Origin of the sequence: Paracnuella aquatica (genome assembly GCF_003332885.2) — a bacterium.
Lineage (GTDB): Bacteria > Bacteroidota > Bacteroidia > Chitinophagales > Chitinophagaceae > Flavisolibacter > Flavisolibacter aquaticus.
The window spans coordinates 86,411-113,001 of the sequence record NZ_QOWJ01000016.1 but is presented as its reverse complement, the minus strand read 5'-3'; the positions used below and the strand labels follow the sequence as shown (position 1 = coordinate 113,001).

Genomic DNA, 26,591 nt, shown 5'->3' with positions numbered 1-26,591 from the left:
GGGCGAAAACATTGTCGTCCGTACCTTGAACGCCGCACAACATTCTTATGAAAAAACTGCTTATCCCCGCATTACTTTTTGTTGCGCTGCAGGCGCCAGCCCAAACGCTGTTTACCATTGGCAACGACAGCATATCGGTGCAGGAGTTTTTGTATGCGTACCGCAAAAACAACACAAGCGGCCATTCGGCCAAAGCCCTGAACGATTACCTGCAACTATACATCGCTTCAAAGCTCAAGATCAAAGAGGCCCGCAGCCGGGGCTACGATACGTTGCCGCAATTTAAAACCGACCTCGAAGGCCTGCGGGCTCAGGTGCTGCCCGGCTACCTCAACGATCCGCAGGGTGTGCGCCAACTGACGGAAGAAGCTTTCAACCGGTCGCAAAAAGATTTAAGTGTAAGCCACATTTTTGTTGCGCTGCAAAATGCCGCCGGCGACCGCGATACGGCAGCCGCATTTAAAAAAGCAACAGAAGCATACAACAAGTTGCGCAGCGGCGCCCCGTTTGCGCAGGTGGCCCGCCAATATTCCGATGATCCATCGGCAGCGGCCAACGGCGGCGGCATTGGGTTCGTCACTGTTTTTTCCTTGCCTTACAATATCGAAAATCTGGCGTATGCTACTCCTGTTGGTGGCTTGTCGCCCCTGCACCGCTCCAGCGCCGGTTACCACATCATTAAAGTAGATGAGGGCCGCAAGGCCCTGGGCCGCATGCGTGCTGCGCAGATTTTGCTGGCTTATCCGCCCGATGCCACGCCGGCCGAAAAAGCGGCGTTGCGCAAAAGGGCCGACTCCATTTATGCCGCCATTAAAAAAGGCGCATCGTTTGAAACCCTTGCCGAACGATGGAGCAACGACCCGGTATCGGCTGGCGCTGATGGCCTGATGCCAGAGTTTGGTGTGGGTCAGTACGATCCCCTTTTTGAAAAAGTAGCTTTCGGGTTGGCAAAAGACGGCGCCATCAGTGCACCTTTTGAAACAGCGCATGGCGTGCATCTGGTAAAAAGAATAAAAAGAATTCCGGTGCCTGCCCAACAAACCGAAGCAGCCCTTTTAGCGCTCCGCGAAAAAGTACAGTCCAGCGACCGCATGGCCGCTACCAAAGATCAATTGGTGCAAAAAGTATTGCAGCAGGCCGGTTACACAGCGCCCACCGCCGTGGTGATGGCTGCGCTGGAAAGCCGCACCAAGCGGACCCTGGCCAATACCACCGGCCCTAATGAATTAAGTGGCACCGCGGTGCTGTTCCGGTTGGGTAACGAGCCCTACACCGTTGATGCCTGGCTGGATTATGCGCGGAATTTTCATGTGCAGGAAGATGGCAGCGGCACCAAGCCGTTTGCGCAACTGTGGCAGGAGTATGTGGCAGCGCAGGCTATGGATCATTATGCCGAAAACCTGGAAGCCTACAACGATGATTTTCGCAACCAGATGGCGGAGTTCCGGGAAGGCAACCTGTTTTTCGAGATCATGCAGCGGGAGTTGTGGACGCCGGTGCAATCGGACAGTGGTGGACTGCGCCGTTTTTACGATGCCAATACTGCTCAATACCGTTGGAGCCGCAGTGCCGATGCGGTGCTGTTTTATGCCACCAGTGCAGCCGATGCGCAAAAGCTGGCGGCACAAGTACAAAAGGCCCCTGCGCAATGGCGCAAGCTGATGGCGGCGTATGAAGAAAGCATTACCGCCGATTCGGCCCGGTTTGAATGGAGCAACCTGCCCGGTGCCGCCAGCCTGTCTTTTAAGCGCGGCGCAGTGAGCAAAGTGCAGGTAACTGAAGGCGACGGCTCGGCTTCTTTTGCGCTGGTGCTGCAGGTGTACAACCAGCCGGTGCAGCGCAGTTTTGAAGAATCGAGGGGCGTGGTGACCAACGATTACCAGGCGCTGAAGGAAAAGGAATGGATCGACAGCCTGCGCAAAAAATACCCGGTTTGGGTGAATGAAGCGGAGCTGAAAAATATCGAACAAAAGAACAGGTGAGTAAGGGGAAGAATGTCGAACAGCCGGACAAGGAATGTCGAACAGAGGTAATTGGGAAAAGAATATCGAACAAGGAACAAGGAATGTTGAACCGCAGAAGGGAACAGCCAATGATTGAATGATTATTAATTTCTGATTATTGGATTATTAGGTAGTGGCAATATGCCTAAATGCTGTTGGTACAAATATTAATATTTGGGCGTAGCCCAAACCTGTTGGTAGCACAGGGGAAACGCAAATCAATTGCGGATTGTTGATCGTAGATCAACCCTGTGGATTGAAACGTTATTGCTGCAAAAATGCAATGCTGCTTTTAGGGTTGGGCCATGCCCAACGGGATACTGATATTTATCTAATTGCTACCAACGGGTTTGGGCTACGCCCAATATTGACACGGTTTATAGATCCTTGTTTTATCGAAACGCAACTGCTTTTCCTTTTTATTTTGCTCACCGAAAAACAATAATCAATTATCAATAATCCAATAATTGCCTTCCTGACTTTTCTCCTTCGTCATTCAACATTCCTTGTTCCTTGTTCGATATTCTCCCTCCAACTTCGAAATTCGTCTGTTCGACATTCCTCACCATTCGTTTCCCAAAAAAACAAAAGCCCAACCATAGGGTACGGCGGGCTTTGTTCATCCATCCTTGTTGCGTCCAAATCAGGCGTTGAGTAATTTGCTTCCGTGCAGGTAACTCTTCGAAGGATGGTAAATAAATAAAACGGATCCGTTTTTAATCGTGTTGATCACCTCTGCCGACTCGGCTTGCGGCACTGCGGGGCAGCCAAAGCTGCGGCCCATATAGGCGGCCTTCAGTCGGTGCGCACCAATATAATCGGCGCCGTGCATAACAATAGCACGTTCCTCGGCTTTGTGGTTAATGCCCACTTCCTTGCCTTCCAGGCGCAGCGACAAACCGTGCTTGCCGCTATAAGTGCCTTTGGTTACAAAAAAACCAAGGCTGCTTTGCAAGGATTCAGGCGTGTTGGAAAAGTTGGTGGCATATTGCAGGCCGGTGTTTTTGCCATGCGCCACATAGGTATTTTTCAACACCTTGAAGTTTTTGACATCAATGATGTACAAACGCTTTTTAAAAGATGATTGGCTGAAATCGCAAATAGACAGCAGCGCATCATTTTGCAACGCACCTTTATCTTTCAGGTTGAGGTATCCGGTATAAGCATATTGCAGGGCATCGAGGGAAAGACCCAGCTTATCCAGCTGCAGGCTATCGAACAGCTCGGTGGCGGCAGCGGCGGCAATGCTTTTATTATCGAGGTTGGCTACAGGTGCAGCAGGCGCAACAATAGCGGCCGGGGCGGCCATGTGTTTGGGGGCGTCCTCACTGCCAGCCTTCAGCGCAGGGAACAGCGAAGCTGCAACCGCTACGGTGGAAAGGATGATGGGCAGAAACTGTTTGCTCAAGGCTTTAGGTTTTTAGGATTATTGGAACGCCGACGGTGTGAAAGTAAAAAGCTGTCCTTGTTCCAGAAAATTATTTACTAGAAAACTTTATCATTTTCAATAAATTAAGCACAAACACGCTGCAAGCTCAGGTGTTTCCCCTTAAGCCTCTCGTATTTATACTCCTTATTTTATTTGAAAATGTAAGCTGATGACCTAAAAGCAGGACTGCTTTTTTGGTAAGCAAATGTCCGTTTTTTACCCCAAAAATGGTCATAACAATATCAAAAATATTGTTTAAGTAGCGGAAAATCAACGTAATGGTAAAGCTTGTTTCCGCCTGAATGGCGGATATTTTGCCACACCTGATCTTTTATTTTACCCGGCGGCTTTCCCGCTTTTTAATAAAAAATTCGGAGGAGTAAATGCGCAGCAGCAGGATGAACATGGAAATGAGCAGCGGCCCGAAGATGATACCGATGAACCCAAACAGTTGCACACCGGCAATAACGCCAAAGATGGTAATGAGCGGGTGAATGTCGCCCAGCTTTTTATTGAGCACAAACCGAAACAGGTTATCTACCAGCCCAATAAGCAAAAAGCCCCAAAGGCCCATGATCACGCCTCTTACCGTATCGCCCTGCACCAGCAGCATAATGGTGAGCGGCACATAGACCAGGGCAGCGCCCACCACCGGCACCATGGCTGATACGCAGGTGGCCACAAACCAAACAAAAGGTTCATCGATACCCAAAATAAGATAACCCACCAGTCCCACAAGGCCTTGAATAAGCGCAATGAGCGGAATACCAATGGTATTGGTTACCACGTTGCGGCGCAGCTCGTTGCCCAGCAGTTCCACGTTGCCGTCTTTGAGCGGAATGTATTCGTACAACGAGTCTTCCATGCGGCGGCCATTGACCAGCATAAAATAGAGCACAAAATACATGACGGCAATAATGGTGATGGTATTGGCTGTTACGCCCAGCACTTTGGGCAAAATGCGGCCCAGGTATGGCCCCAGTTGGTTGATGGCGTTGGGGTTGATGAGTTGGTAACCAATTTTCTGGTGAATTTCGGCAGCGAGTTTTTTAATGGAAGCTAGTACCTCGCCGGAGTGGGTAACCACATAGCTGATCTTGGAATACAGTATGTTGCCCAACAGGCCAATAGGCACCAGGATCACGAAGAACGAAAGCAGCATGAGCACCCACGCTGCGGTGGCGGGGCGCCATTTGCGTTTTTCGGTAAGGTAAAACATGCGGTCGCGCATAATGATGTAAAACGTAACCGCACCCAGCAACGCCGACAGGAAAAACGCCAGCTCTCGAAACAGCACAATGCCCAGGAAAAGAATCAGAACAATAAAAAAAATCTGCCGCAGCAGGTTGGAATCGATGGTGTTGTTGGGGTTCATAAACTGATCCGTAAGCCGGAATAGTGAAAGTACAAAAAATCGGGCCGGGGCGGTTGACACAAAGCTTAGCGCTACTGATACCTAATTGGCAACAAATTCATCTTCAACAGAAATAAAAATAAAACCAGCGTAGCAGTTGCAATAGTGGCCAGCACATTAAAGAATCGCTGTGCCTTGCCGCGGTTGCCAAATGCTTTTCCAATTGCATAAAATAGCGCCAAGCCAATCAGCCCGCCGGTAGTGTTGGTGATGATATCGGTAATATCAAAGGCACCAATGGCCAATGCAAACTGAATGCTTTCAATCAACACGCTAAAGCCGCAACAAAGCAATAATATTTTACCCCAGTGCCAATGCACAAACAGCATTGCTGCATAAAGGCCCAAGGGTACAAAAGCCAGCACATTTAAAACCATTTCACCGATATCCGCTTTGCTGAACGGGATCAGGTTAAAACTCCGCTCATGCATGTAAGAAAACCGAACGCCCAATTTCAACAGCAATATCCAGCAAGGTATTGCCAGGTAAATAACCAAAAGCGCAACAGTTAGCTTGTTGGCGATATTGGCTTTGCTTAATTTTTGTTGGCTGGATGGCTGCATAGCATTTTGCGTGTAAAAAAATAAACTGTTGTTGGCATTGCAATACCAACAACAGTTGAACGCTAAGTAGCAAGGGATATTTTCTAATCAGGCAACTATACCATTGGACAACAAGTTTTATCGCCTTAAATACTTTTTGTTTTCCATTTGCCCTTTTTAAACAATACAAAAGCGGTTATGGCAATAGCCGTTTCCGCCACCGGAATGGCAATGAACACACCCAGTGGCCCCATGCCCAGCACAATGGCCAACAAGTAAGCCAGCGGTATCTGAAACGTCCAAAACCCAAAGAAATTGATGATGGTGGGCGTTTTGGTATCGCCGGCACCGTTGAATGCATTGGCCATCACCATGCCCACGCCGTAAAAAATATAGCCCAGCGAAATAATGCGCAGGGAAAGCACGGCGTAACGGGCCACTTCCGGGTCTTTATTCATAAAGCCCACAATGCCTTCGGCAAACAAGAGGAACAACGCCGTAACCAACGCCATAAACACTGCACTGAAGCGGGCCGTTTGCCACACACTTTGCTCGGCACGCAGCGGGTCTTTAGCGCCCAGGCTTTGGCCCACCAACGTAGCGGCTGCATTGCTCAGCCCCCATGCAGGCAGCAGAAAAAACATCACAATGCGAATGGCCACACCGTAGCCTGCAAAAGCCGCATCGTTTTCAAACGAGGTCATGATACGGGCCAGGAAAATCCAACTGGCCGATGCAATAAAGAACTGCACAAAACCTACCCATGAAATGGAAAACAAGGAGCGGATGATGGGCCAGTCGAGCCGGTAGTGGCGGCCCAGCAACTTCAGTATTTTGCCGCCTTTACGCAGGTGGTACAACTGGTACAACACACCAATGCTGCGCCCTGTGGCAGTGGCCATTGCAGCACCCGATAATCCCCAGAAATGTATGAGCAGCGGGCACAATACAATATTGCAGCCATTGGCCAGCCACAACGACCGCATGGCAATGGCCGCATTGCCTGCACCGCGAAAAACACCGTTGATGAGGAACAGCAGTAAAATGGAAATGCTACTGCCAAATACAATGCGGGTATAAGGCACACCCACCTGCAGCACCGCTTCGGAGGCGCCCATCAGCACCAGCATTTCGCGGGCATAAATAATACCCAGTACTGTTACCACCAGCGCCACCATAACGCCCAGGTTAATGGCCTGTGCGCCGGTATGCGATGCGGCTTCGCCATCTTTTTCGCCTACGCGGCGGGCCACCAGCGCCGTGGCGCCTACACTAAATGCAATGGCCGCCGAGTACAACAGCGTTAAGATGCTTTCGGTTAAAATAACGGTAGACACGGCCTCTTTGCCCAGTTTGCCTACAAAAAATATATCCACCACGGCAAACACCGATTCCATCATCATTTCCAGGATCATGGGGATGGCGAGCATAAAAATGGCCCGCTTTAAACTGCCGGTGGTAAAATCATGGTCTTCGCCGCGCAGGGCCTGTTTAATCAGACCCATCCAATGCGCAGCCTTTTGCCGGCGCATTACTATTTGCGTCATAAAAAAGTTCGTTGGTTGTAAAAAAATAGAAGTGTCACGGGTATGCGTACCCGTAAAAATGGAGATGTAGTAAAATGGTCTTTTGGTGCAGACCTAGAAGATGAGCTTCATAATGCGTAGCATTGAGGCGGCTAAAGTAGAAAATGATTTTATATGATGCAGCGCAGTTGTATAAAAAAGATTTTTTAGGGGATGAACGGCAGGCGTAACTGCATCAACCGGCAATTGCCTGCAGGTATTGATCAATAAACTCCGCCTTTTGCCGGCGGCGGTATTGCATCACAAACCGCGGATGCGGCACCGGCACTATTTCATCGAACCACTGGTGCTGCGCATTCCAGCGTAACAGGTGTTTGTAGTTTTTTTCGCCGCCAATGCACACGCATCTTTTTCGGTGCACCCTAAAATCCACCAGTTGCTGGATGCTGTCAATAATGAACGGTTCCACTGTTTGCAACAGCGCTTTGTCGTCGTAGTAATTCAGGTTTTTACCACCCTGCACAAAACCCAGCGGGCATACTGATCCAATGAACACATCTTTATAAAAATCGGTTGGGCCGCCGTAGGCTGCAATCATGTCGTAAATAAATTCGGCCGACAGTTCGCTCTGGTCTTTAAACGGGTGGTCGATGCCGCATTGCTGTGTAAGCTGGCGTGGTGCCGTAAAGTTTACACCGGTAACCCCGGCGCCAAACCTGCCCGGGTTGATGCCCAGCATAAGGGTGCGCTTGCCCTTATCGGCAAAGTAGCGATCAAAAAAGCGGCGGAATGTTTCCTGCACTTCGGCATGCTGCTGCGGGTACAGCCAATCTATGCCATTCGGCAGTGGCCGCGGTGGTTGCAGTTGCAGGTAATACTGCCGTAAAAATTTGGCCCAAGTTTCCATACACACATGCCGCACATGGGTTGCAGCAGGCGCAATATAACGAAACCCGTTTTGGATGAAAATGGGTGTCCTAATCCTGATGAATGCCTGCCGAAACATGACAAAGCGATCCTGAACCCTTATTTGGCAAGCCCGGCCGTGAAATGCAGGCCAGGGGCGGTTTGCCACTTGTAATGTATATACTCCTGTAAACACAATATGGCTCCATTTGGCCCAACCGAAATTTAGCTTTGAAAGGAGGGCAGGCCACTACGGTTGCTGGTGTATACCTATGATTAGAGACGGCATTTTTAAGGCAATATGTATCCCGCTGCTGGGGGTAATCATTCCCTGGGTGGCACATTTGCTTTGTTGCCCGCAGCCAACTACCGGTCGTTTACTTATTACACTGCTTTATTTTACCATGGCCTCACTGGCCGTGTGGCAAGCGGTTGCTACCATGATTGCAAGGCTGCGCACTGCACCATTGCTGCGTGATGCTTTTGCCCGTAAAATATTAGCGCTGGCGATGGCTTCGGTAGGCTTATCGTTTGTGTTGGGATGCGCAGCAGGCGGCTTGTGGCAGCAGTTGGCTTTGGGTAGCCATCAAATTTCGGTTACTCTTACCTGTGGGTTGCTGTACGGCGGCCTTGGATTATTATTGGCACTGTTGTACGAAGCTATTTTTTTATCGAAAGAGCGGGAGTTGGATGTGAAAATAGTTGACCAGCTTGACCGCGAACGGGTACAAGCCGAGATCACCGCACTGAAAGCCGAACTCGATCCGCATTTTATTTTCAATGCACTCACCACCGTTTCGCATCTTACCGGCGAGGCGCCGGAAACGGCCCGTGCATTTACCCAAAAGTTGGCGCAGGTTTACAAATATTTCCTCATCAACAAAGACCGTGAGCTGATTTCATTGCACGATGAGCTGCGCTTTATTGAAGATTATTTTTACCTGCTGCAAATACGCTATGATAATGGCGTACGCCTGCACCTGCAATTGCCCAGTACTACCGAAACGGTGATGATTGTGCCCTGCTCGTTGCAACTATTGGTGGAAAATGCCATCAAGCACAACCGCTTTTCGGAGCGGGAACCCCTCAATATTTGTGTAAAAGTGATTGACTCCAACGTAGTGGTGCAAAACGAGCTGCGCCGCCATTCGTTTGCAGTGGAAAGCACGCATATTGGGCTGCCGCACCTGCGCCAGCACTACCGCCTGTTGTGCAATCTGGATATTGTGGTGCAGGAAACCGAGCATCACTACAGCGTTACATTACCCTTAATCAAACAACAAAACCTATGAGCCGCATTGTAATTATTGAAGATGAAAAAGCGGTAAGCACCGAACTGGTGCGCACCCTCAAAGAGGTAGCCCCCGATGTGGAAGTGGAAGCTGTGCTCACCAGCATGGCGCAGGCAATGCATTATTTGCTGCACCATCCCGCGCCGGATCTCATCCTGAGCGATGTGCAACTGCCCGATGGGATTTCGTTTCACATTTTTCAGCAGGTGCCGGTGGCTGCGCCGGTTATTTTTATTACCGGGTACGATAAGTTTATGCTCAGTGCATTTGCACACAACGGCATTGATTATTTATTAAAACCCGTTTGTGCTGACGATCTGGAAAAGGCGTTGCAGAAATACCGCAGGCTGCAGCAGCATTTCAACTCGAGGCAGCTGATGGAGCCGCTGCTGGGACAACTGGGTGTGAAAAAACGCAACCGCATTTTGGTAAAGCGCGGCGTGGAATATGTGTCGCTGCCCTGCGCCGATCTTGTGCTGTGCTACACCGAAAACAAACTGGTGTACGTGCTGGATAAATGTGGTAAAAAATACTTGTCGGACAAGAACCTTGGCGAGATGGAAAGCGAGCTCGACAACCAGATGTTTTTCCGGGTAAACAGGCAGTATATTGTCAACATCAATTTTATCCGTTCATTCAAGTCATATGAGCGGGTAAAGCTGCAGGTAGAGCTCACCTTACCCGAAGTGCAGCATGTGGTCATTGTAAGCCAGGAAACTGCACCGGAGTTTCGCAAGTGGATTGCCGGCGCTTGATTATAACATGTATTGATGAAAATAAAAGCGGCACTTTATGGGTGCCGCTTTTATTGTATGTATCGTTGATGATCAGGCTTTGCGCAGGCGTTTTACATGGCTCAGGTAGCCACCGGAGCTGGACTCAATGAACGTCCAATGTTTCTGGTCTTCGAGTATGATGTGGTAGTTCAACCCTTCGGGTGTGGTGATCTCGGTAACGCCGTATATTTTTTTGCTGGGATATTGTTTTTTTACATTGCCAATGATGAACAGCGGCAATCCGTCTTCATTATAATCGCGGCGCATGTGCTGCATGTTTCCTTCCAGGTCGTACTGAATGCGGCACTGCACCTGGTTGTGAATGAACAGCACCTCGTAACCATTCTGGCGATCGTACCACTGCACTTTGCTGGCGGTAGGAAAGCTTTCGCGAAACAGTTTTTCTACTGCTTCATCAACTGCGGGTGTATGGGCAAATGCACTGGCTGAAATAAAAAGCGCTGCTGCTAAAAGAAGTTTTTTCATGACCGGGTGAATTGAGTGTTAGCAATAATGTTTGTTGTTGCAGCTAAATTACCTGCTCAATGCAACGGTAAAAACCGTTTTTGCACCAGCGGTAAGCAGTTTTACGCATATTAGCGGCCGCTTATTTTGCACCATTTTCCCAAACCTTATTTGCATGGCCCGAAGCACGTAAAAGTGGCAATAAACAATGACGGCGGTACAAGCGGTAAGTGCTGTTAAATGTGTTTAACAGTTGCCTTGCGGCGTGATAAGCGGTAGAGGAAGAGTTGGGAGTTGACAGTTGGGAGTAGTGAGTAGGCAGCAAGGCCGGTTATGAAACTGGTTCTTGAAGTGCTTGTTTAAAGGGGTGAAAGCAATGTTTAAAATTTGACTGTTGAAACATTTGGATCATTGGTAAATATTGTTCTGCTGTAACAACCACAGTAACACCAATGCCGCATCAAAGAACAATCCCAACATTTGCCTGACATTAATTTTGAGCTTGTTTTCTCGGCTTATTTTCCGAAGTGAAAATGTAAAAACGTCTGAAGGAAAGAAATTTCCTGTTTGCACTATCTCGACCTAGTACAGCACTTTGCTTTTATTCAATTAAAGTTCTCAATACTCAACTAACTCAATGCCTACTCATAGCTATAACTCGCTACTCTCAACTCTTCCACTCCCAACTCCCCTTTTTCCCTGCTTCAGTATGCTTCTTTCACGCCTCGGTAAATAAGTGCGCCGGTGGCATCAGCAAATCAAAGAGTTTGCTTGTCCTTTTTGCAACAATCATCTAAATCAACGTTATGCGGAATTTGTTTACCCTTTGTTTATGCATGTTGGTCAGCCTCATGCTGATGGCGCAGCAGCGCACCATCAGTGGCCGTGTAACCGATGCCAACGGCAACCCATTGAGTGGCGCTACGGTATCGGTTCAGGGCACCAATGTGGCAACCCAAACCGCTGCTGATGGCAGCTTTTCCATCCAGGCCGCAACCGGAAACACGCTTATTTTTTCATCCGTTGGATTTGTAACACAGCAAACAAAGCTTACCGCTGAAAGCAACGTCAACATTTCGCTGCAGGTGCAAAGCGGCCAGCTCAGCGAAGTGGTGGTAACTGCATTGGGCGTTCGGCGCGAACGGCGCGGACTGGGCTATGCCATTGAAGAAGTAAAAGGCGAACAGCTCACCAAGTCGAACAACCAAAACCTGGTGAACAGCCTCAACGGACGTGTAGCTGGTTTGCAGGTAGTATCCAGCGGTGGCGCACCAGGGCAGGCTGCCCGCATCACCATCAGGGGCGGTGCTAAATCCATTACCGGCAACAACGAGCCGCTGTTTGTAATTGATGGCATCCCTGTATCCAACGCCAACGACGGCAGCGGCGGCTACACCGAAGTGGAAGGGGTGAGCACGCCCAACCGCGTGGCCGATGTAAATGCCGAAGACATTGAATCGATTTCTATTTTGCGGGGCATTGCCGCTTCTGTGTTGTATGGCAACCGCGGCGCCAATGGCGTTATCCTCATCACTACCAAATCGGGCCGTGGACGGCAGGGTGCACCGGTTATTACGTTCAACAGCACCACTGGTTTTGATAACCCTTTAAAGCTCCCCGATTTTCAAACTTCATTCGCGCAGGGCGGTACGGCAGCCGCATACCAGGAGGGCGGTTCCCGTTCGTTTGGGCCACGCATACAGGGGCAAAAAGTATTCAGCAATGCAGTTGGCGACAGCATCACGCTGCGGGCTTACGATCCCCGCGCCGATTTTTTACAAACCGGTGTTACCATCAACAACAACCTGTCTGTGGCGCAATCGCGGGAAAACGTAAACTACTTTTTATCGCTGGGCCATTCGCGGCAGCAATCCATTGTGCCCAACCAGGATTACAACAAAGCCAGTGCACGCCTCAATGTGTCGAACCAGGTAACCAGCCGCCTCAATGTGGGCTTGAATTTAAATTACATCCGCACCTGGGGCGATGTGCCTTACCTGGGACAAAGCGGCAACAACCCGTTCTTTGCCCTGTTCAATATGCCCATTTCGTGGGATATAAACCGCTTTGGCTATGTGCGGCCAAATGGTTCACAGATCAACTTCCGCGGCGGATCGTTCGACAACCCGTTGTGGACCGTGAACAAAACTTTTTTCAACACGCAAAACGATCGCATGATCGGTGCGCTGACGCTTGGTTACAAGGTGGCGTCATGGCTTGATGTTACGTATCGTTTGGGTTTAGATCAACTCAACGACGACCGCAAATCATTTCGCGACATCAACACCGGCAGCTATCCCAACGGCGCATTGTACAACGATAATATCAATCGCCAGGAAATCACTTCCACTGTATTGCTCAACATCAACAAGCGCCTGAGCGAAGACTTTGGTGTTGCATTTACCGGCGGACAGGATTTTAACCAACGCAGGTTGAAAAATTATACGCAAACGGGCACTGCACTTATTTCTGCAGGCATCCCGCACATGAACAACGTGTCGTCGTTTGATCCCAATTACGAGTTCACTACTTTGCGCCGCCTCATTGGTGTGTTTGGCGACCTGAAGTTTGATTACCGCAATATGCTGTACCTCGGTCTTACGGCACGCAACGAATGGTCGTCGACACTGCCGCAGCAAAACCGCAGTTATTTTTATCCCGGTGTCAATGCATCGTTCATCTTTACCGAAGCCATCAAGGGCAGCAAAAACGTGCTATCGTATGGTAAAATCCGCGCCGGTTTTGCACAGTCTTCACGCGATCCCAATCCATACCAGGTCATCAACTATTTTGTAGTGCCGGGCAATACGGTGGCTGCAGGTTTTGGTGATGGTTTTGTGGCATCCAGTGCGCCGCTTTCTTTTCCGTTCAATGGCGTTGCGGGTTACACCACCAGCAACATCATCAACAATCCCAACCTAAAAGCAGAAACCACATCAGAGGTGGAGATTGGAACGGAACTGCGCTTTTTCCGCGACCGCATAGCGCTGGAAGCAACCTGGTTTAGCAATAAAAATGATAATGGTATTGTGCCCCTCGATGTGTCGCCTGCAGCAGGCGCTACTAACTTTGTAGTGAATTCCGGTGTAACGCGTGTAAAAGGTATTGAAGTAAGCCTGAATGCAACGCCGGTGCGTAGCCGAAATTTTGGTTGGAACAGCACCATTACATTTAGCCGCATCCGCTCCAAAGTAGAAGAAACCTATCCCGGTGTGGACCAGATTTACCTGGGTGGCTTTGATGGCAACCCCGCCATTTTTGCAGTAAAAGGCCAGCGCTATGGCTCCATCATTGGTACGGCTTACCAACGCGATGATGCAGGCAATATTTTGGTGGATGACGATGGCTTTCCGCTGTTTGCCGATGGTGTAAACCTAGGTTATATCGAGCCCGACTGGACCGGTGGTTTGCGCAACACGCTTACGTTTAAAAATTTCTCCCTCGACTTTTTGATCGATACTCGCCAGGGTGGTTATATCTACAACGGCACCGAGGAGTTGCTCGACTTTTATGGCGTTACCAAAAAAACAGAAAGCCGCGAGGAAGATTTCATTTTCCCGGGTGTGCGCCAAAGCGATGGCAAGCCCAACGAAACCGCGGTGAAACGCAACGCGACCTGGTGGAATTTTGCGCAAGGCAACGAAGAGTATGTGTATGAAAACAACTGGGTGCGGCTGCGCGAAGCCAACCTGAGTTACAACTGGCTGCTGCCCAACAGCAAGTCCATCAAAAACGTGGTAGTAGGCATCTATGGCCGCAACCTGTGGATGCATACAAATGTGCCGCATGTTGATCCTGAATCAAGCTCGTTTGGTACCAACAACGGGCAGGGTGCTACCCGTATGGCTTTCCCCACATTGCGCAGCGTAGGCTTCAATGTAAAACTGGTTTTTTAAAACATTAATGCATACAGCATGAACCGATTTATATACAAGGGGCTTGCAGCGATTTTGCTACTGACAGGGGCAACTAGCTGCGAAAAAACCCTCGACATCAATAAGGATCCGAACTTTCCAACCGTGGTAGATAAACGCCTGTTGCTGCCCGCAGCGCAGGTGCAACTGGGTTATACCATTGGCGGCACGGTCAACCGTATTGCAGGCAACATTATACAACATTATGGCGGCCACCGCAACCAGCCGTTGCAATACAACCAATACGACATTGGCCCCGCCGAATCGGATGGTATTTGGTCGGCGATGTATGCCGTGGTGCTGCGCGACCTGAAAGGCGTGCAGGTACAAGCAAGGGCCACCGGCGACTCGATGTATGTGGGTGTATCGCAACTATTGATGGCTTATAGCTATAGTGTGCTCACCGATTTGTACGGAGATATTCCTTTTAGCGAAGCGCTGATGGATGATGCGAACCTGACACCGAAATACGACCGGCAGGAAGACATTTACCCGGCCCTCGTTAGCATGATCGATGCGGGTGTGGCCAATGTGCAATCGGGCACTGGTGGCAGCGTTGGTACAGACGACCTGATGTATGGCGGCAATATGCAACGCTGGGCAAAATTTGGTAACTCGCTAAAGCTGCGCCTGCTCAATCATCTCAGCAAACGGCAGCCCGGTGCAGCTGCAGCATTCCTCAATACATCTCCGGCATTGATCAGTGCCAACAACGAAAATGCGCAGGTGGTGTATGGCAGCAGCAGCGCCAACGCCAACCCGGTTTATGGCTTTGATGTACTCTCCGGCCGTAAAGACATGGCGGTTGCAACAACCATCATTGACAAAATGAAAGCGTTGAGCGACCCGCGGATACCACGTTATTTTTTAGCCGTAAAAACAGGCACCAATGCAGGCCAGTACCTGGGCAACATACCAGGTGGCGATGAAGATGATGCCGGTGAAAGCTTGTATTCAAGAGTGGGCCCTGCTTATGCTTCCATCAATTCGCCGGTTGTATTGTTAAGCCTTGCCGAGGTACAGTTTATCATTGCCGAAGTGCGGCTGCGTGAAGGTAAAACCGCAGAAGCTGCCACTGCTTACAACGCGGCCATCACCGCCGATTTTAATGCACTGAGCATTGGTTCGGAAGCAGCGGGTTATCTGGCAAAACCAGCCGTTGCTTTCAACAATACATTGCAGCGCATCATCGAGCAAAAATGGATCACGATGCTGCAGGGTTCGTATGAAGCATGGGTCGACTGGCGCCGCACTGGCTTTCCGGCACTGACGGGTGCCGCGGTGAGCCGCACCAATGGCATCATTCCACGCAGCCTGCCGCTGCCGCAACTGGAAATAAACCTGAACCGCCAATCGCTGGAAGCCGGTCCTGGTGTGCCGGTGCCTATTGAAGCATTGAAAGAGCGGGTGTGGTGGGATGCACCGTAGTGCAGTTGTTTAAGCAACAAATAATACGGCTTCGATAATGTATTATGCCCGTTGAGTTGATTGCCTGGACGATGCATTTCAATGAAGATGTAATTTGGATTTGCAAACAACAGCTAGCGTTTATTTGGTGTTGTTTGCAATCATCCAGTAATCATAATCAACAGGTTCATATTTTTCTCATGTGCAACTCTGATTGTACAAGCGAAGGCAGTTTCTACTGCCTTTTTTTATTTGCAAAAAATGTGAGTAGTGAGTTGATTTGTAGTACGCATTCAAATGCCACCCAAGTAGTACAATCAAGTGATTAATAGCAACAAAAAAGCGGAGCCTTTCGGTCCCGCTTTTTGCATTCGTATAAAGAGAAAATGAAGCGCTTTGTTTTGTAAATAGTATTTACTTAAAAGGGCAACTCCTGCAGCAAACCATCCAGGTTAATATCGGCTAAGTAATGTTCCAATGCATCGCTGTTGTGCAACACTTTGAAGTAAGCCACGCGGTTGGTTTGTTTGTAAAAAGCGGCCTCAACATAAAACCCGTTCAGGTCGTACAGCATCAGGTCGAACGCTGCGGTGCTGCGCTCTGCCAGGAAGGTGCCTTCGGTGAGCAGGTACACCCGTTGCTGCGCTCTATCCATCGATGCAAACTTTTTCTGGGTCATGTTGGTGATTTACAGGTTGATAGATGACACAAAAGGAGTGCCGTAAACAATAGTGTACAGAAACAATAAGGATCAGCCTGTTTTAAAGGGGTTGGGATGCTTGCGATGGATTCTAAGGTAGTCAAATTAATTTTAATTTGTGGAAAACATACCTCAGCCGCTGGGCAATATTCATCACAAAATATTTATTATAAATAAATTATATTCTTTTCAGCGCAGCAGTTTTTATGTGCACAACTCGTAAGGAACAAATCGTTTTTGGGTTGGCAGCGAGTGAAGGATATTTATGAAAAGGTGATGTTCGAACACATTACAACAGCTTAAAGAACTGGTTCGAAAAACAGAAAAAGCAGTAGCGTTTCGATCAAGGTTTTAGCACAATGGTACGCACATACACCCTGCGGGATTGTTGCAGCAGTACTGAAGAATTGAGCAGCGGTTTATCGGAATAAAAACGGTCTTCGTTGCAATCGATACAATGCAACTGCACACCCAGTGTTTTAAAATTGACCGCACCTTTATTGTGCAAAGCAACCAGGCCGGGTTCTTCGGTTTCCCAACCAAAAAATTCAAGCGGGCCGCCGTTGATTTCATGCAACTGGCGTAGCGGTAGTCCTACAAAAAGTCCTTGTTTCGATTGCCATTGGTTCTGGCCATTTTCGTTGAAATATGCCGGCGCCGATCCTCGGCCCTGCATGGTGCCGCCCACAATCAACAGCGATATGCCGCGGCTGTATAATTCGTCTTTCCATACCACAATTACCTGCCGCGATGTGTTGGGAAAAAGTACCGAACATTTGCTCAGTTCATTTTCGGTAAAATAAAAAACATCGCGGCGCACCAGCGAGGGCCCAAACACTGCAGCCAGTTGTTCATGCGATTGCAACAAGGCCAGATCTTCTAGGTACCGGATGTCGGCAGGTTGTGGCAGTTTGGTCAGTTGCAGTGCCATGCGGTACCAATTGCGGCCATCCTGTTGCACCACTGCAGGCGTTGCCGTCCACGGTCCTTTTTGATACCATTCAAATACGCCGGGCATCACTGTTTTCTGCGGTGCGTATTTAAAGTCCTGGCGCACCAGTTCCTTATTGAGTTGGGCAAATTCTTCGGTGTTGGTAGTGGCTAGTTGCACCCAAATGTTTTGCTCTGTACGCACAAGCGAAATGGATTTTTCCAGCACTCCGTTTTTTGTGCGCTTTTCAAAATGAATGGCTGTATCCATTTCGGCCAGTTGGAAGCCGCTTTTAGCCATTGTTTTTTGCAACGCCGCTTCGGTAAGCAAGCCCAGATCCATAAGCTTTTCCAGGCTCATCCCTTTCTGCTGCGCCGATGTAATATTTGCCACTACCAAAAAACAAAGCAGCAGCCGGAACTTCAATAAGTAGTTTTTACCAAACGCCCTTTTGATGCCTTGTGCAAAGGCATCTTGTTGTGTAGTGTGGGCAGCAGCAGTAGTGCGGAGCGGCATTTTTATCCGGGCGGTTTTTGCGCACCAAATATAGCACAACCGCGCAGGTGCAAGCTTTGCTGCACGATGGATGCGCCAAAATGAACGGTGAACATGAGTAATTGGTAAAAATGCAGGCACAGTTACAACGGTGCCGCCCGTTCGTACACAAACCGTACAAAGGCGCTTTTGGTGGGGCTGGACGCAAGAAATAACTGGTAGCGCTTAACGCCGGCTGTGATGATGAGCACCGCCGTATTGGGCGGAATAGATCCAAGATTTTCGGCCACCATTTCCACTTCAAAAAAAGTGGTGCTGGCCGTTACTTGCAAATAAGTAGTAATGGGTTGGGCCGTGAGCTTTTGGTGCTGCAGCACCATTTTTTTATTCACCAATACGGTAATAGAGTCGCCGTCAATTTCGCCGTTGTCATAAAAATCGAGGCGTACCTGCCCAGTGTCTACGGCAATTTCCGGTATTTCCTGGAAGGCTGATTTGGCAATGCGCCGCAATACAATGCTGCCCGGTTGGCAAGGTGCGCTGCTGTTCATGATGGTGCCGTTCCATACGCCGGTGAGCACTTCTTCATCGCCCTGGCGGCTATACACCAATGTGTAGTTTTTGATGCACACAATACAATGCGGTGGAATTTTGAACGTAGTCACCATCCCTTCGTTCACCGTTATTTTTTTTTCGCCAGGTGTGTAATCGCCGGTGAAACTTTTCTTTACGTAATTGTGTACGTCGAGGTAGTGATATGAATTGCCTGATACGGTGCCGCCGTTGATGTTGATCTGTAGTTCGATGTGGTTTTCGGGAAAACAACCGCCGCTCATAGTAAGCGTGCCTTTCCAAAATCCGCTCAGGTCTTGGGCAGTAGCATGCATGGTGCAGCAAAACAGCGCTATGGTGAGCAGCCGGAACATTATTGAAATTAACGCCTTTGCTGCAGAAACATTGCTGTGCGGGATGCACCCGTTTTTCGGCACAAATGCTTCGCCACTATAGCAATACCAATACCAGCGTTTGCCGGTGCCGTGCAGCTCCGTAATTTTGGGGCGTCTATGACCGAAACACCTAATATTACCCGGCCCGTTTTTTCGCCGGATGTTACCATCGAAGTGGACTTTCTGCAACAGGAAGAACGCACCACCATTGTGCACTGCACGCTGGTAGAAGATTCATTCATCCGCATTTGGCCCAGCACATATTTGGTGCAGCAAAATGGTGTACGCAAACAGCTGGTGCAGGCATTCGGTATTGCATCTTACCCCGACTGGGGACTGGCACAGGCCGGCCACCGCTTTACGTTGGTGTTTGATGGGCTCGACCGCGACTGCAGCACATTTACCCTGCTAGAAGAAATACCTGAACCCGGCGGCCTGATGATTGGGCCACTTACCCGCAATGGCTCGGATGTGTACTGGCTCGAAGTTTCGGAATAATCAAAGCCGCACTTCGGTGTGTTACGAACGTTGCACCACCTGCTCCGACCGCTCAATTTTTTTGTCGAACCAAAGTGTACCAAAGGGGAAAAAAGCTGCAACACCACCCAACACCATTTTACCAAACGACCACCGCAAAATGCCCTTGGCCAGCAACAGGTGCAGGCAATACAAGATAAACAGGATGCCGTGTGCCCAGCCCACATAACGCACCATCAGTGGCATGTCCCAGATGTATTTGAGGGGCATGGCAATAAATAACAGGAGCAGCCATGAAATAGCTTCGAGGTAGCCCAGCACACGCAGCCGCTTTACGGTTGGATGTTCGTTCATGCGGCGAAGATAAGCCCCGCCGCCATGAGGCAGGAGCGGCCTTATTTTTTACCTTGTTAAAGGGCTGCGAAAAAAGACCTGCGTATATTGGGGCAAACAAGTTTTTGTATGCAGCTCAAAATATTTTCGGGCACGCCGCAGGCCCTGCAAACCGAAGTGGTGGACTGGATGCAACAGCAACGCAGCCGCATATCGCATGTGCTGCAATCGCAAAGCACCGACGCCGGCGGACAGGTAATCCTCACCATCACCATTTTTTACGAAGAAGCCAACATGGGCACCGGCCTTGGCTTTCGCATCAGTACACCTTAAATCCTTTTTGTTTGTTCAACAGTAAATTACCCGTTATGCGAAAGTTGTGGTGTGTTTTAATAGGTACGCTTATTTGCGGCAGCAGCATCCATGCACAGGCTACACAAAAGCCGCCGCTGCACGGCCGGCACTGGATGGCCATTACCGGAAAGCCGCTGGCGGCACAGGCCGGCGCCATGGTGTTTGGCAAAGGCGGCAATGCTGTAGATGCGGCCTGCGCCATGCTGGCCGCCACCTGCACCATGTGGGATGTATTGAGCTGGGGCGGTGAAACGCAAGCATTGATTTATAATCCCAAAACAGGAAAAGTAATTGCCATCAACGCCATGGGTGTGGCACCTACCGGCGCCACGCCGGAGTTTTTCAAGAGCAAAGGCTACAATTTCCCGCCCGAGTATGGCCCGCTGGCGGCCACCACGCCGGGCACACCGGGCGGCATCTGCTACATGCTGGCCGAGTACGGCACCCTAAGTTTGAAAGAAGTGCTGGCGCCTGCCATGCAACTGGCAGCAGGCTATCCTATTGAAGCGCAAACGGCCAACCAGATGGAAAGCAACAAAGCCCGCATTAAAGAATGGCCCTATAGCAAGAAAGTGTTTTTGCCGCACCTGGGGCAGCAACGTGAGGCACCGGAGGCCGGTGAAATTTTTGTGCAAAACGACCTGCTGCAAACACTGACCAAAATGGTGGAGGCGGAGCAGCAGGCGCTAAGGCAAAAAAAGAGCCGTAAGCAAGCCATTTACGCAGCTTACGACCGTTTTTACAAAGGCGATATTGCCAAAGAATTTGTACGTGGTGCACAGGAGCAGGGCGGCCTCATTACGATGGAAGACCTGGCCCGTTGGAAGCCCATTGAAGAAGAGCCGCTGAAAACAGCATACAAAGGCATTGATGTATATAAACTGCAGCAATGGACGCAGGGGCCGATGCTGCTGCAGGCCCTCAACATCCTGGAAAATTTTGACCTGAAAGGCATGGGGTACAATTCGGCGCAGTACATCCACACATTGTACCAGGCAATGAACCTTGCTTTTGCCGACCGCGATTTTTATTACGGTGATCCCGCCTTTTCACCACAGCAGCCCATCAAAGGTTTGTTGGATAAACGTTATGCAAAACAACGCGCAGCGCTTATCAATCCAATGCGCAACGATCCGAAGATTGGGCCGGGCGATCCTTATCCTTTTGAAGGACGCACCAACCCATACCTGAACCTGCTGCGCGGCCGCGGCTTTAGCATGGATACTACTCCGGTGCGCAACCGAAGCGTGGTGCCGGTGCACGACGCCACATCGGCTATTTTGAACGACGCTTACATGGACCGCTACCTGCGCGGCACCACTACCGTAGAAGCCGCCGACAGTGCAGGCTGGGTGGTGAGCATTACCCCCAGTGGCGGCTGGCTGCCGGCTACCATTGCGGGCAACACCGGCGTGGGCATGAGCCAGCGCATGCAAAGCTTTGTGCTTGATTCGTCGCTCAACCCATTCAACGTAGTGGCACCGGGCAAGCGTCCCCGCGTTACGCTAACGCCTTCGCTGGCACTGAAGGGGGGCAAGCCTTTTCTTTCTTTTGCGGTGCAGGGCGGCGATACGCAGGATCAAAACCTGCTGCAGTTTTTCCTGAACATGGTGGAGTTTGGCATGACGGTGCAACAAGCCACCGAGGCGGCTAATTTTAATTCAAACCAACTGTGGCTTTCGTTGGGTGGCGAAAAAACCGCCGACCGCCAGCCAGTGCCCGGAAGCATTATTGTGCAGGAGCAAACGCCGCCCTGGGTGCTTGCCGAACTGCGCAAAATGGGCTACCGGCCTACCATGCAACCCCGCACCAGCGGCCCCATCAATGCTATTTATTTTGATTGGAAACACGGAACGCTGTGGGGCGGAAGTTCGAATCATGGAGAGGATTATGGCATTGGATGGTAGCAGGGGAACAGAAGAACAGATGAACAAGGAACAGACGAATGATGAAGTTGGGTAAGAATATCGAACAAGGAGCAAGGAGTGTAGAGTGAAGAAGGAAACAGCCGTCGGTAGAAAATTATGAATGATGAGTGATGAATGATTTGTAGTGCGATGAATTGCAATGAAAGAATTTAGTTGTGTAACGGAAATAATCAGTATCCAGAATGAATTATGGCAAGATGATTTTAGTGCTTGCAATTATATTATCGGCAAGCAGTGCGGCACAGGCACAGGTAAATGAAGTAAAGGTTGTAGGGCAAATGAGGGATGTAATGTGGAAAGGCGAACTGCAGGGAAAAATCTACCTCGACACGATTGCCAACAAAAATGCCCTGTACGGTTTTGGGCCGGTCGAATATCTGTCAGGAGAAATATTGGTCATTGATGGCAAAGCATATAAGTCGGTTGTTGTGGGCGACACGGCCATGCGGGTGGAAGAAACCTATAACATCAAAGCGCCGTTTTTCGGTTACGCCAATATTGCACGATGGAAGGAGCAATCGTTGCCCGACAGCGTTGAAACCATTGCGCAGCTGGAACAATACCTTGACAGGATGACGAAAGGGGCAAAGCGCCCTTTTTTATTCAGGCTTTCCGGTACGGTAAAAAGTGCAGCCATCCACATTGTAAACCTGCCCAAGGGCGCCACCGTTTCGTCGCCGGATGAAGCGCACCGCGGACAGCAAAACTATAAGGTTACCAATGCTACATCCGATATTATTGGCTTTTTTTCAACAACACATAAAGCGATATTTACCCACCACGATACTTTTCTGCACATGCATTTGATTACTGCCGATAGGGCGAAAATGGGACACGTGGACGAACTGTTGTTTGAAAAAGGAAGCATGAAACTTTATTTGCCTGCGGAATAAAACGCAGCAAGCAATGCATCGTTCCGTTCACTAGGTGCAGTTGTTGTTGCTGTATCGTGGGGCATTTATTTTTAAAATATCATTTTGGTCATGCTTATTTGATCTGAATTGAGTGCGGCCAGGATGAAACAAACCAACTAACTGCTCATGAAAAGCACCATTTTACACAACCCCGTAATGCTGTTGGCGTGTTTGCTGATTTGCGCTGTAGGCGCAAACGGACAGACAGCACCAGAGCGAACGCTTTATATTATCGATTCCATCCCGATTCTTCAGGACCCGGAGGAGTGGAACGTTATTACAAGCGAAGATATCTCCGACTCAAGGGAATTAAAAGATAAGGACAGTTTAGTGCTGCTTGGATGGACCGACATGGATAAGATCGTCTATGTTTTTACAAAAGAATACAGAGCCCGGCCCGATAGCCTTAAGCGCATTCCGGGCCTAAGAAACATGAAGGTGCTGCAAGGCGTGTGGACGCTCAACGGCCGGCCTTATAGCGGCACATACATCGATTACTACAACAGGGGTACAATACAAAACAGGGGCACACTGGTAGATGGCCTGCTGCACGGAGAGGTAAGGGTTTATTTTAAAAACGGAAATATAAAGCAGATTGCCAATTACCAGAAAGGCTTGCTACACGGCACCTGGGAGGAGTATTACCCAAATGGAGCATTGGTCCAACGCCGCCAGCTTGCCAATGACGAAGTGGTGTTTCAAGGCAGCAGCTATTACATCACCGGACAACTGCAGGATACGATGAAACGCAAACAGGCTACAGCTTTCGACACTTCCATTGTTTACTATTCAAGCGGCAAAATAAAGCAGCAGCGCCTGGTTCAATACGGGGTACTGGTTCCGGATGAGCGGCAATATACAGTAGCGTATCAAACCGCGACTTTTTATACAAAACTCCAGGCCGGTTCGCTTCGGGAAGCCAACAAAGCAATGCTGCGCATTATAAAAGCAGATAGTGCCAGCAACGACACCCACTTTAAAGAAGGCTTGCTGATGATGGTTGAAAGGCGTTTCGACAGGGCTGTGGCATCTTTCGATAGGGCTTTGCAAATAGAACCCCTGATGCTGGAAGCACTGGTGCACCGGGCAATGGCACGCATGTATCAATACCGGCCTTCAGATGCTACAAAAGGAAATGCAAAAAGCAGTACAACGCTGGCTCCATTAACCGTTGCAGATATGGAGCGTGTTCCGCCGGCGGAACGGGATCTTATTTGCCAGGATCTACGGGCAGCAAAAGCACTTGACTATTCCGAAACCTATGTATCGAAATTAATTCCAAAAGAGATCCGCAATTACTGCCAGATACAATGATCCGTTTTGATCATTGTATCTGGCACACCATGATGCTTCTTACGCAGCACGGCCATTTTTTAATGCAATCTTCTTTCCTTTGTTGTTATGAAAAAGATCGCCATGATTCCGGCACGGTACGCCGCCACGCGTTTTCCCGCAAAGCTGATGCAGCAACTGGGAACCAAAACCGTGATTGCACATACCTATCATGCAACGGTGCGCACCGGCCTGTTTGATGAAGTAGTGGTGGTAACCGACAGCGATATTATCCGCGAGGAAATAGAACGTGAGGGTGGCCGGGTGATCATGAGCAAGGGCGAACACGAAAGCGGCACCGACCGCATTGCAGAAGCCGCTGCGGGCCTGGATGTGGACGTGATTGTAAACGTGCAGGGCGATACGCCGTTTGTGGCCCGCGAACCACTGGAAAAACTGTTGCAGCAATTTGAAGAACCTTCTGTTCAGGTAGCATCGCTGATGCAGGTGCTGCAAGATGAAGCTTCCATTGCCGATCCCAATTTTGTAAAAGTATGTGTGGACAAGGCCTGGAATTCCCTGTTCTTTAGCCGCAGTGTGATTCCTTATCCGCGCAATAAAGAGGCGGCCATTACTTACTACGAACATATTGGCGTGTATGCATTTCGCAAAAGCGCTTTGATGGATTTTACCGCATGGCCCATGTCGCCACTGGAGGCTGCCGAGAAAATAGAATGCCTGCGCTACCTCGAAAATGGCATTACGCTGCGCATGGTGCTCACCGATTATATGGGCGTAGAAATTGACACGCCGGAAGATTTGGAAAAAGCAGCCAAATTGCTGTAACCAACTGCTATTTTATTTCCAGCACCACATCGCCGCCCACCGGGTGGGCCACGCAGGTAAGTACCAGCCCGTTCTCTAGATCCCGCTCCGTAAGCACCTCGTTGTACGAGTGCCAAACGGTGCCACTGGTGCACCGCGCCACGCAGTTGCCACAGCGGCCCACCTCGCAACTATAAGGCAGCTGCACGCCTGCTTTTTGCGCCGCTTTTAAAATGGATTGCGGAAAAGCAACAGCTACATTTTGCACAATACCGTTTACTTGTATTAATGCATGGTGTGTGGCTGCATCGGGGGGCAAGGCCCGGCCGGCACTATGGGTGTGGGTAATGAAATTTTCGCGTTTGATTTGGTGGGCCGCAATGCCTGCGCCCTGCAGCGTAAACACGCAAAGACGCATATAGCTTTCAGGTCCGCAGGTATAAAACAGCGTGGTATCCGCATGCGGATGTACCAGCGTTTTTACATAAGATAAAATCAGGTCGCGGTGCAGGTGGGCACGATAGAGATCAGGGTTGTTGCTAAATATTAACTCCAGGTGAAACCGGTTGCCAAACTGCTCTTTTAATTGCTGAATGGGGTGTAGAAAAAGTGCCCGCTCCGGCGATGGGTTGCTGTACACCAGCACCACCGAAAGGTGTGGGTGTGCATGGAGTGCAGTTTTGAGTAAGGATAAAATGGGCGTGATGCCGCTACCTGCAGCGAAAAAAAATACCTGCCGGTACTGGTTGATGTTTTCGGGCAGTATAAACAAGCCGCCGGCCCCGCTGGTATGCAGTACAGATCCCGGCTCCACACGTTCAAACAGGTAGCGCGAAAACACGCCGTTGGCAATGCGTTTTACCCCAATGGTCAGTGGCTCGTTCAACACCGGCGCCGAAGTGATGGAGTAGGAACGCCTGATTTCGTCCGGCTCGTGCAGCGCCAATGTAAGGTACTGGCCGCTTTTATACACCAGGTCTCCATCGCTTTCGAGCACAAAGGTTTTAAAGTCTTTTGCTTCTTCGTGTACGGCTGTTACGCGAAGTGTTTTGTAGTGATAATGTTCCCTGTGCTCCATAAAATGTAAAACGGGTTCGCAATGTTGTATGCAAACTTATGTGCTTAAAATAAAGTGCCGGACAGGGAAGATTTTTGCAACTTCAATATTGTTGATGATGAGTAGGGCAGCGGTAAATGCGCTACACCGCCATTATTTTGGAAGAATATGTGCCGCCAGTGTTTGATACAAAATTTTATCACCTTCCATGATGAATGGATCGGTGCCCAACGGAATGGTTACAAAATCGGATTGGCCGCTCCATGCAATGTAGGCAACGCCATCTCTAATCAATGTTTGCTTTACTTCGAAAGTTGCGCCTTTGGGAAAAATGGTAAACACTTCAGCAAAGAAAGCCTGTATGGCGCTCTTTCCTTTCATAGCCCCGTTGGGTGTTAGGAGCTCGGAGTTATCGCTGTAATCTTTTACAATTTCCTCGAGGTCTGCGGCAACAAATGCGGCAAGATGATGATCCAGCGTTGCCTGCATTTTGGTGGTTGTAGTGGCTTCCAAAATTATAGCATTTTGGTAAATAACAATCTTCTAAAGTAGCAACTAGCTGCATCCCATCAAATAGGCCGTTGCTGATAAAAGGGTAATTGTTTTGTTTGATGGCTGCAACCATGGTTTCCTGTCTTCACACAACATCATCACGCTTTCAGCAGGTGGTTGGCTGACGAATGC

Annotated in this window: 23 protein-coding genes; 11 read left to right on the top strand and 12 right to left on the bottom strand. The window is 49.5% G+C overall.

What is annotated here, in order from left to right; genetic code table 11:
• Positions 1-47 precede the first annotated feature (47 nt).
• A complete protein-coding gene (locus DRJ53_RS18380; protein ID WP_114237123.1) occupies positions 48-1,982 on the top strand; it encodes a peptidylprolyl isomerase in 1,935 nt (644 codons plus the stop codon).
• A gap of 664 nt (positions 1,983-2,646) precedes the next feature.
• On the opposite strand, the gene DRJ53_RS18375 is transcribed toward DRJ53_RS18380, so the two are convergent.
• The 5 genes from DRJ53_RS18375 to DRJ53_RS18355 form a co-directional block, all read right to left on the bottom strand.
• Positions 2,647-3,411, bottom strand: coding sequence for a murein L,D-transpeptidase catalytic domain family protein (locus DRJ53_RS18375; protein WP_114237122.1), 765 nt, complete (start codon positions 3,409-3,411; stop codon positions 2,647-2,649).
• A 352-nt stretch (positions 3,412-3,763) separates the two neighbouring features.
• Positions 3,764-4,807, bottom strand: a complete 1,044-nt coding sequence (locus DRJ53_RS18370) for an AI-2E family transporter (RefSeq protein ID WP_114237121.1) — start codon at positions 4,805-4,807, stop codon at positions 3,764-3,766.
• 71 nt (positions 4,808-4,878) lie between these two features.
• Complete coding sequence (locus DRJ53_RS18365; RefSeq protein ID WP_114237120.1) at positions 4,879-5,409, bottom strand: VanZ family protein; 531 nt, start codon at positions 5,407-5,409, stop codon at positions 4,879-4,881.
• A 125-nt stretch (positions 5,410-5,534) separates the two neighbouring features.
• Positions 5,535-6,935 carry an MATE family efflux transporter gene (locus tag DRJ53_RS18360; protein WP_206609825.1) on the bottom strand — a complete coding sequence of 467 codons (1,401 nt, stop codon included), beginning with the start codon at positions 6,933-6,935 and terminating at the stop codon, positions 5,535-5,537.
• Positions 6,936-7,149: 214 nt separating this feature from the next.
• Positions 7,150-7,821: a uracil-DNA glycosylase family protein gene (locus DRJ53_RS18355; RefSeq protein ID WP_162303924.1), complete on the bottom strand. Its 672-nt coding sequence runs from the start codon at positions 7,819-7,821 to the stop codon at positions 7,150-7,152.
• 403 nt (positions 7,822-8,224) lie between these two features.
• Between DRJ53_RS18355 and DRJ53_RS18350 the strand changes: the two genes are divergently transcribed.
• Together DRJ53_RS18350 and DRJ53_RS18345 are read left to right on the top strand one after the other, a co-directional pair.
• A complete protein-coding gene (locus DRJ53_RS18350; protein WP_162303923.1) occupies positions 8,225-9,112 on the top strand; it encodes a sensor histidine kinase in 888 nt (295 codons plus the stop codon).
• Entirely contained in the window at positions 9,109-9,867 is a 759-nt protein-coding gene (locus tag DRJ53_RS18345; RefSeq protein ID WP_114237116.1) for a LytR/AlgR family response regulator transcription factor, read from the top strand. Before DRJ53_RS18350 ends, DRJ53_RS18345 begins: the two co-directional genes overlap by 4 nt.
• 72 nt (positions 9,868-9,939) lie before the next feature.
• Here the strand turns inward: DRJ53_RS18345 and DRJ53_RS18340 are convergent, their stop codons facing one another.
• On the bottom strand, positions 9,940-10,374 hold the full coding sequence (locus DRJ53_RS18340) for a YdbL family probable chaperone protein (RefSeq protein WP_114237115.1): 435 nt from the start codon (positions 10,372-10,374) through the stop codon (positions 9,940-9,942).
• A gap of 815 nt (positions 10,375-11,189) precedes the next feature.
• Here DRJ53_RS18340 and DRJ53_RS18335 point away from each other — a divergent pair.
• Complete coding sequence (locus DRJ53_RS18335; protein ID WP_162303922.1) at positions 11,190-14,249, top strand: SusC/RagA family TonB-linked outer membrane protein; 3,060 nt, start codon at positions 11,190-11,192, stop codon at positions 14,247-14,249.
• An 18-nt stretch (positions 14,250-14,267) separates the two neighbouring features.
• Positions 14,268-15,695, top strand: a complete 1,428-nt coding sequence (locus tag DRJ53_RS18330; protein WP_114237113.1) for a SusD/RagB family nutrient-binding outer membrane lipoprotein — start codon at positions 14,268-14,270, stop codon at positions 15,693-15,695.
• 397 nt (positions 15,696-16,092) lie between these two features.
• Here the strand turns inward: DRJ53_RS18330 and DRJ53_RS18325 are convergent, their stop codons facing one another.
• The 3 genes from DRJ53_RS18325 to DRJ53_RS18315 all read right to left on the bottom strand — a co-directional run bounded on the left by DRJ53_RS18325 (position 16,093) and on the right by DRJ53_RS18315 (position 18,726).
• On the bottom strand, positions 16,093-16,353 hold the full coding sequence (locus DRJ53_RS18325; RefSeq protein ID WP_114237112.1) for a hypothetical protein: 261 nt from the start codon (positions 16,351-16,353) through the stop codon (positions 16,093-16,095).
• A gap of 364 nt (positions 16,354-16,717) precedes the next feature.
• On the bottom strand, positions 16,718-17,821 hold the full coding sequence (locus DRJ53_RS18320; RefSeq protein ID WP_114237111.1) for a hypothetical protein: 1,104 nt from the start codon (positions 17,819-17,821) through the stop codon (positions 16,718-16,720).
• A 122-nt stretch (positions 17,822-17,943) separates the two neighbouring features.
• A complete protein-coding gene (locus DRJ53_RS18315; protein WP_123893690.1) occupies positions 17,944-18,726 on the bottom strand; it encodes a hypothetical protein in 783 nt (260 codons plus the stop codon).
• 138 nt (positions 18,727-18,864) lie between these two features.
• Here DRJ53_RS18315 and DRJ53_RS18310 point away from each other — a divergent pair, with 138 nt between their 5' ends.
• The gene (locus DRJ53_RS18310) at positions 18,865-19,245 is read left to right on the top strand and encodes a hypothetical protein (RefSeq protein WP_114237109.1); all 381 of its coding nucleotides are present in this window, start codon (positions 18,865-18,867) and stop codon (positions 19,243-19,245) included.
• Between the two features lie 21 nt (positions 19,246-19,266).
• Here DRJ53_RS18310 and DRJ53_RS18305 read toward each other — a convergent pair whose 3' ends face one another.
• Positions 19,267-19,578, bottom strand: a complete 312-nt coding sequence (locus DRJ53_RS18305) for a DUF3817 domain-containing protein (RefSeq protein WP_114237108.1) — start codon at positions 19,576-19,578, stop codon at positions 19,267-19,269.
• Positions 19,579-19,686: 108 nt separating this feature from the next.
• Here DRJ53_RS18305 and DRJ53_RS18300 point away from each other — a divergent pair, with 108 nt between their 5' ends.
• The 5 genes from DRJ53_RS18300 (at position 19,687) to kdsB (ending at position 24,871) form a co-directional block, all read left to right on the top strand.
• Positions 19,687-19,890 (top strand): hypothetical protein, encoded by a 204-nt coding sequence (locus DRJ53_RS18300; RefSeq protein ID WP_114237107.1) that lies wholly within the window; start codon positions 19,687-19,689, stop codon positions 19,888-19,890.
• 35 nt (positions 19,891-19,925) lie between these two features.
• On the top strand, positions 19,926-21,818 hold the full coding sequence (locus tag DRJ53_RS18295; protein WP_114237106.1) for a gamma-glutamyltransferase family protein: 1,893 nt from the start codon (positions 19,926-19,928) through the stop codon (positions 21,816-21,818).
• A 218-nt stretch (positions 21,819-22,036) separates the two neighbouring features.
• Positions 22,037-22,732, top strand: a complete 696-nt coding sequence (locus DRJ53_RS18290; protein WP_206609824.1) for an acetolactate decarboxylase — start codon at positions 22,037-22,039, stop codon at positions 22,730-22,732.
• A gap of 147 nt (positions 22,733-22,879) precedes the next feature.
• The gene (locus DRJ53_RS18285; RefSeq protein ID WP_114237104.1) at positions 22,880-24,067 is read left to right on the top strand and encodes a toxin-antitoxin system YwqK family antitoxin; all 1,188 of its coding nucleotides are present in this window, start codon (positions 22,880-22,882) and stop codon (positions 24,065-24,067) included.
• An 87-nt stretch (positions 24,068-24,154) separates the two neighbouring features.
• Positions 24,155-24,871 carry a 3-deoxy-manno-octulosonate cytidylyltransferase gene (gene kdsB, locus DRJ53_RS18280; protein WP_114237103.1) on the top strand — a complete coding sequence of 239 codons (717 nt, stop codon included), beginning with the start codon at positions 24,155-24,157 and terminating at the stop codon, positions 24,869-24,871.
• 7 nt (positions 24,872-24,878) lie between these two features.
• On the opposite strand, the gene DRJ53_RS18275 is transcribed toward kdsB, so the two are convergent.
• Positions 24,879-25,928: a ferredoxin--NADP reductase gene (locus tag DRJ53_RS18275; protein ID WP_114237102.1), complete on the bottom strand. Its 1,050-nt coding sequence runs from the start codon at positions 25,926-25,928 to the stop codon at positions 24,879-24,881.
• A 132-nt stretch (positions 25,929-26,060) separates the two neighbouring features.
• Positions 26,061-26,420, bottom strand: a complete 360-nt coding sequence (locus DRJ53_RS18270; RefSeq protein ID WP_114237101.1) for a nuclear transport factor 2 family protein — start codon at positions 26,418-26,420, stop codon at positions 26,061-26,063.
• Positions 26,421-26,591 lie beyond the last annotated feature (171 nt).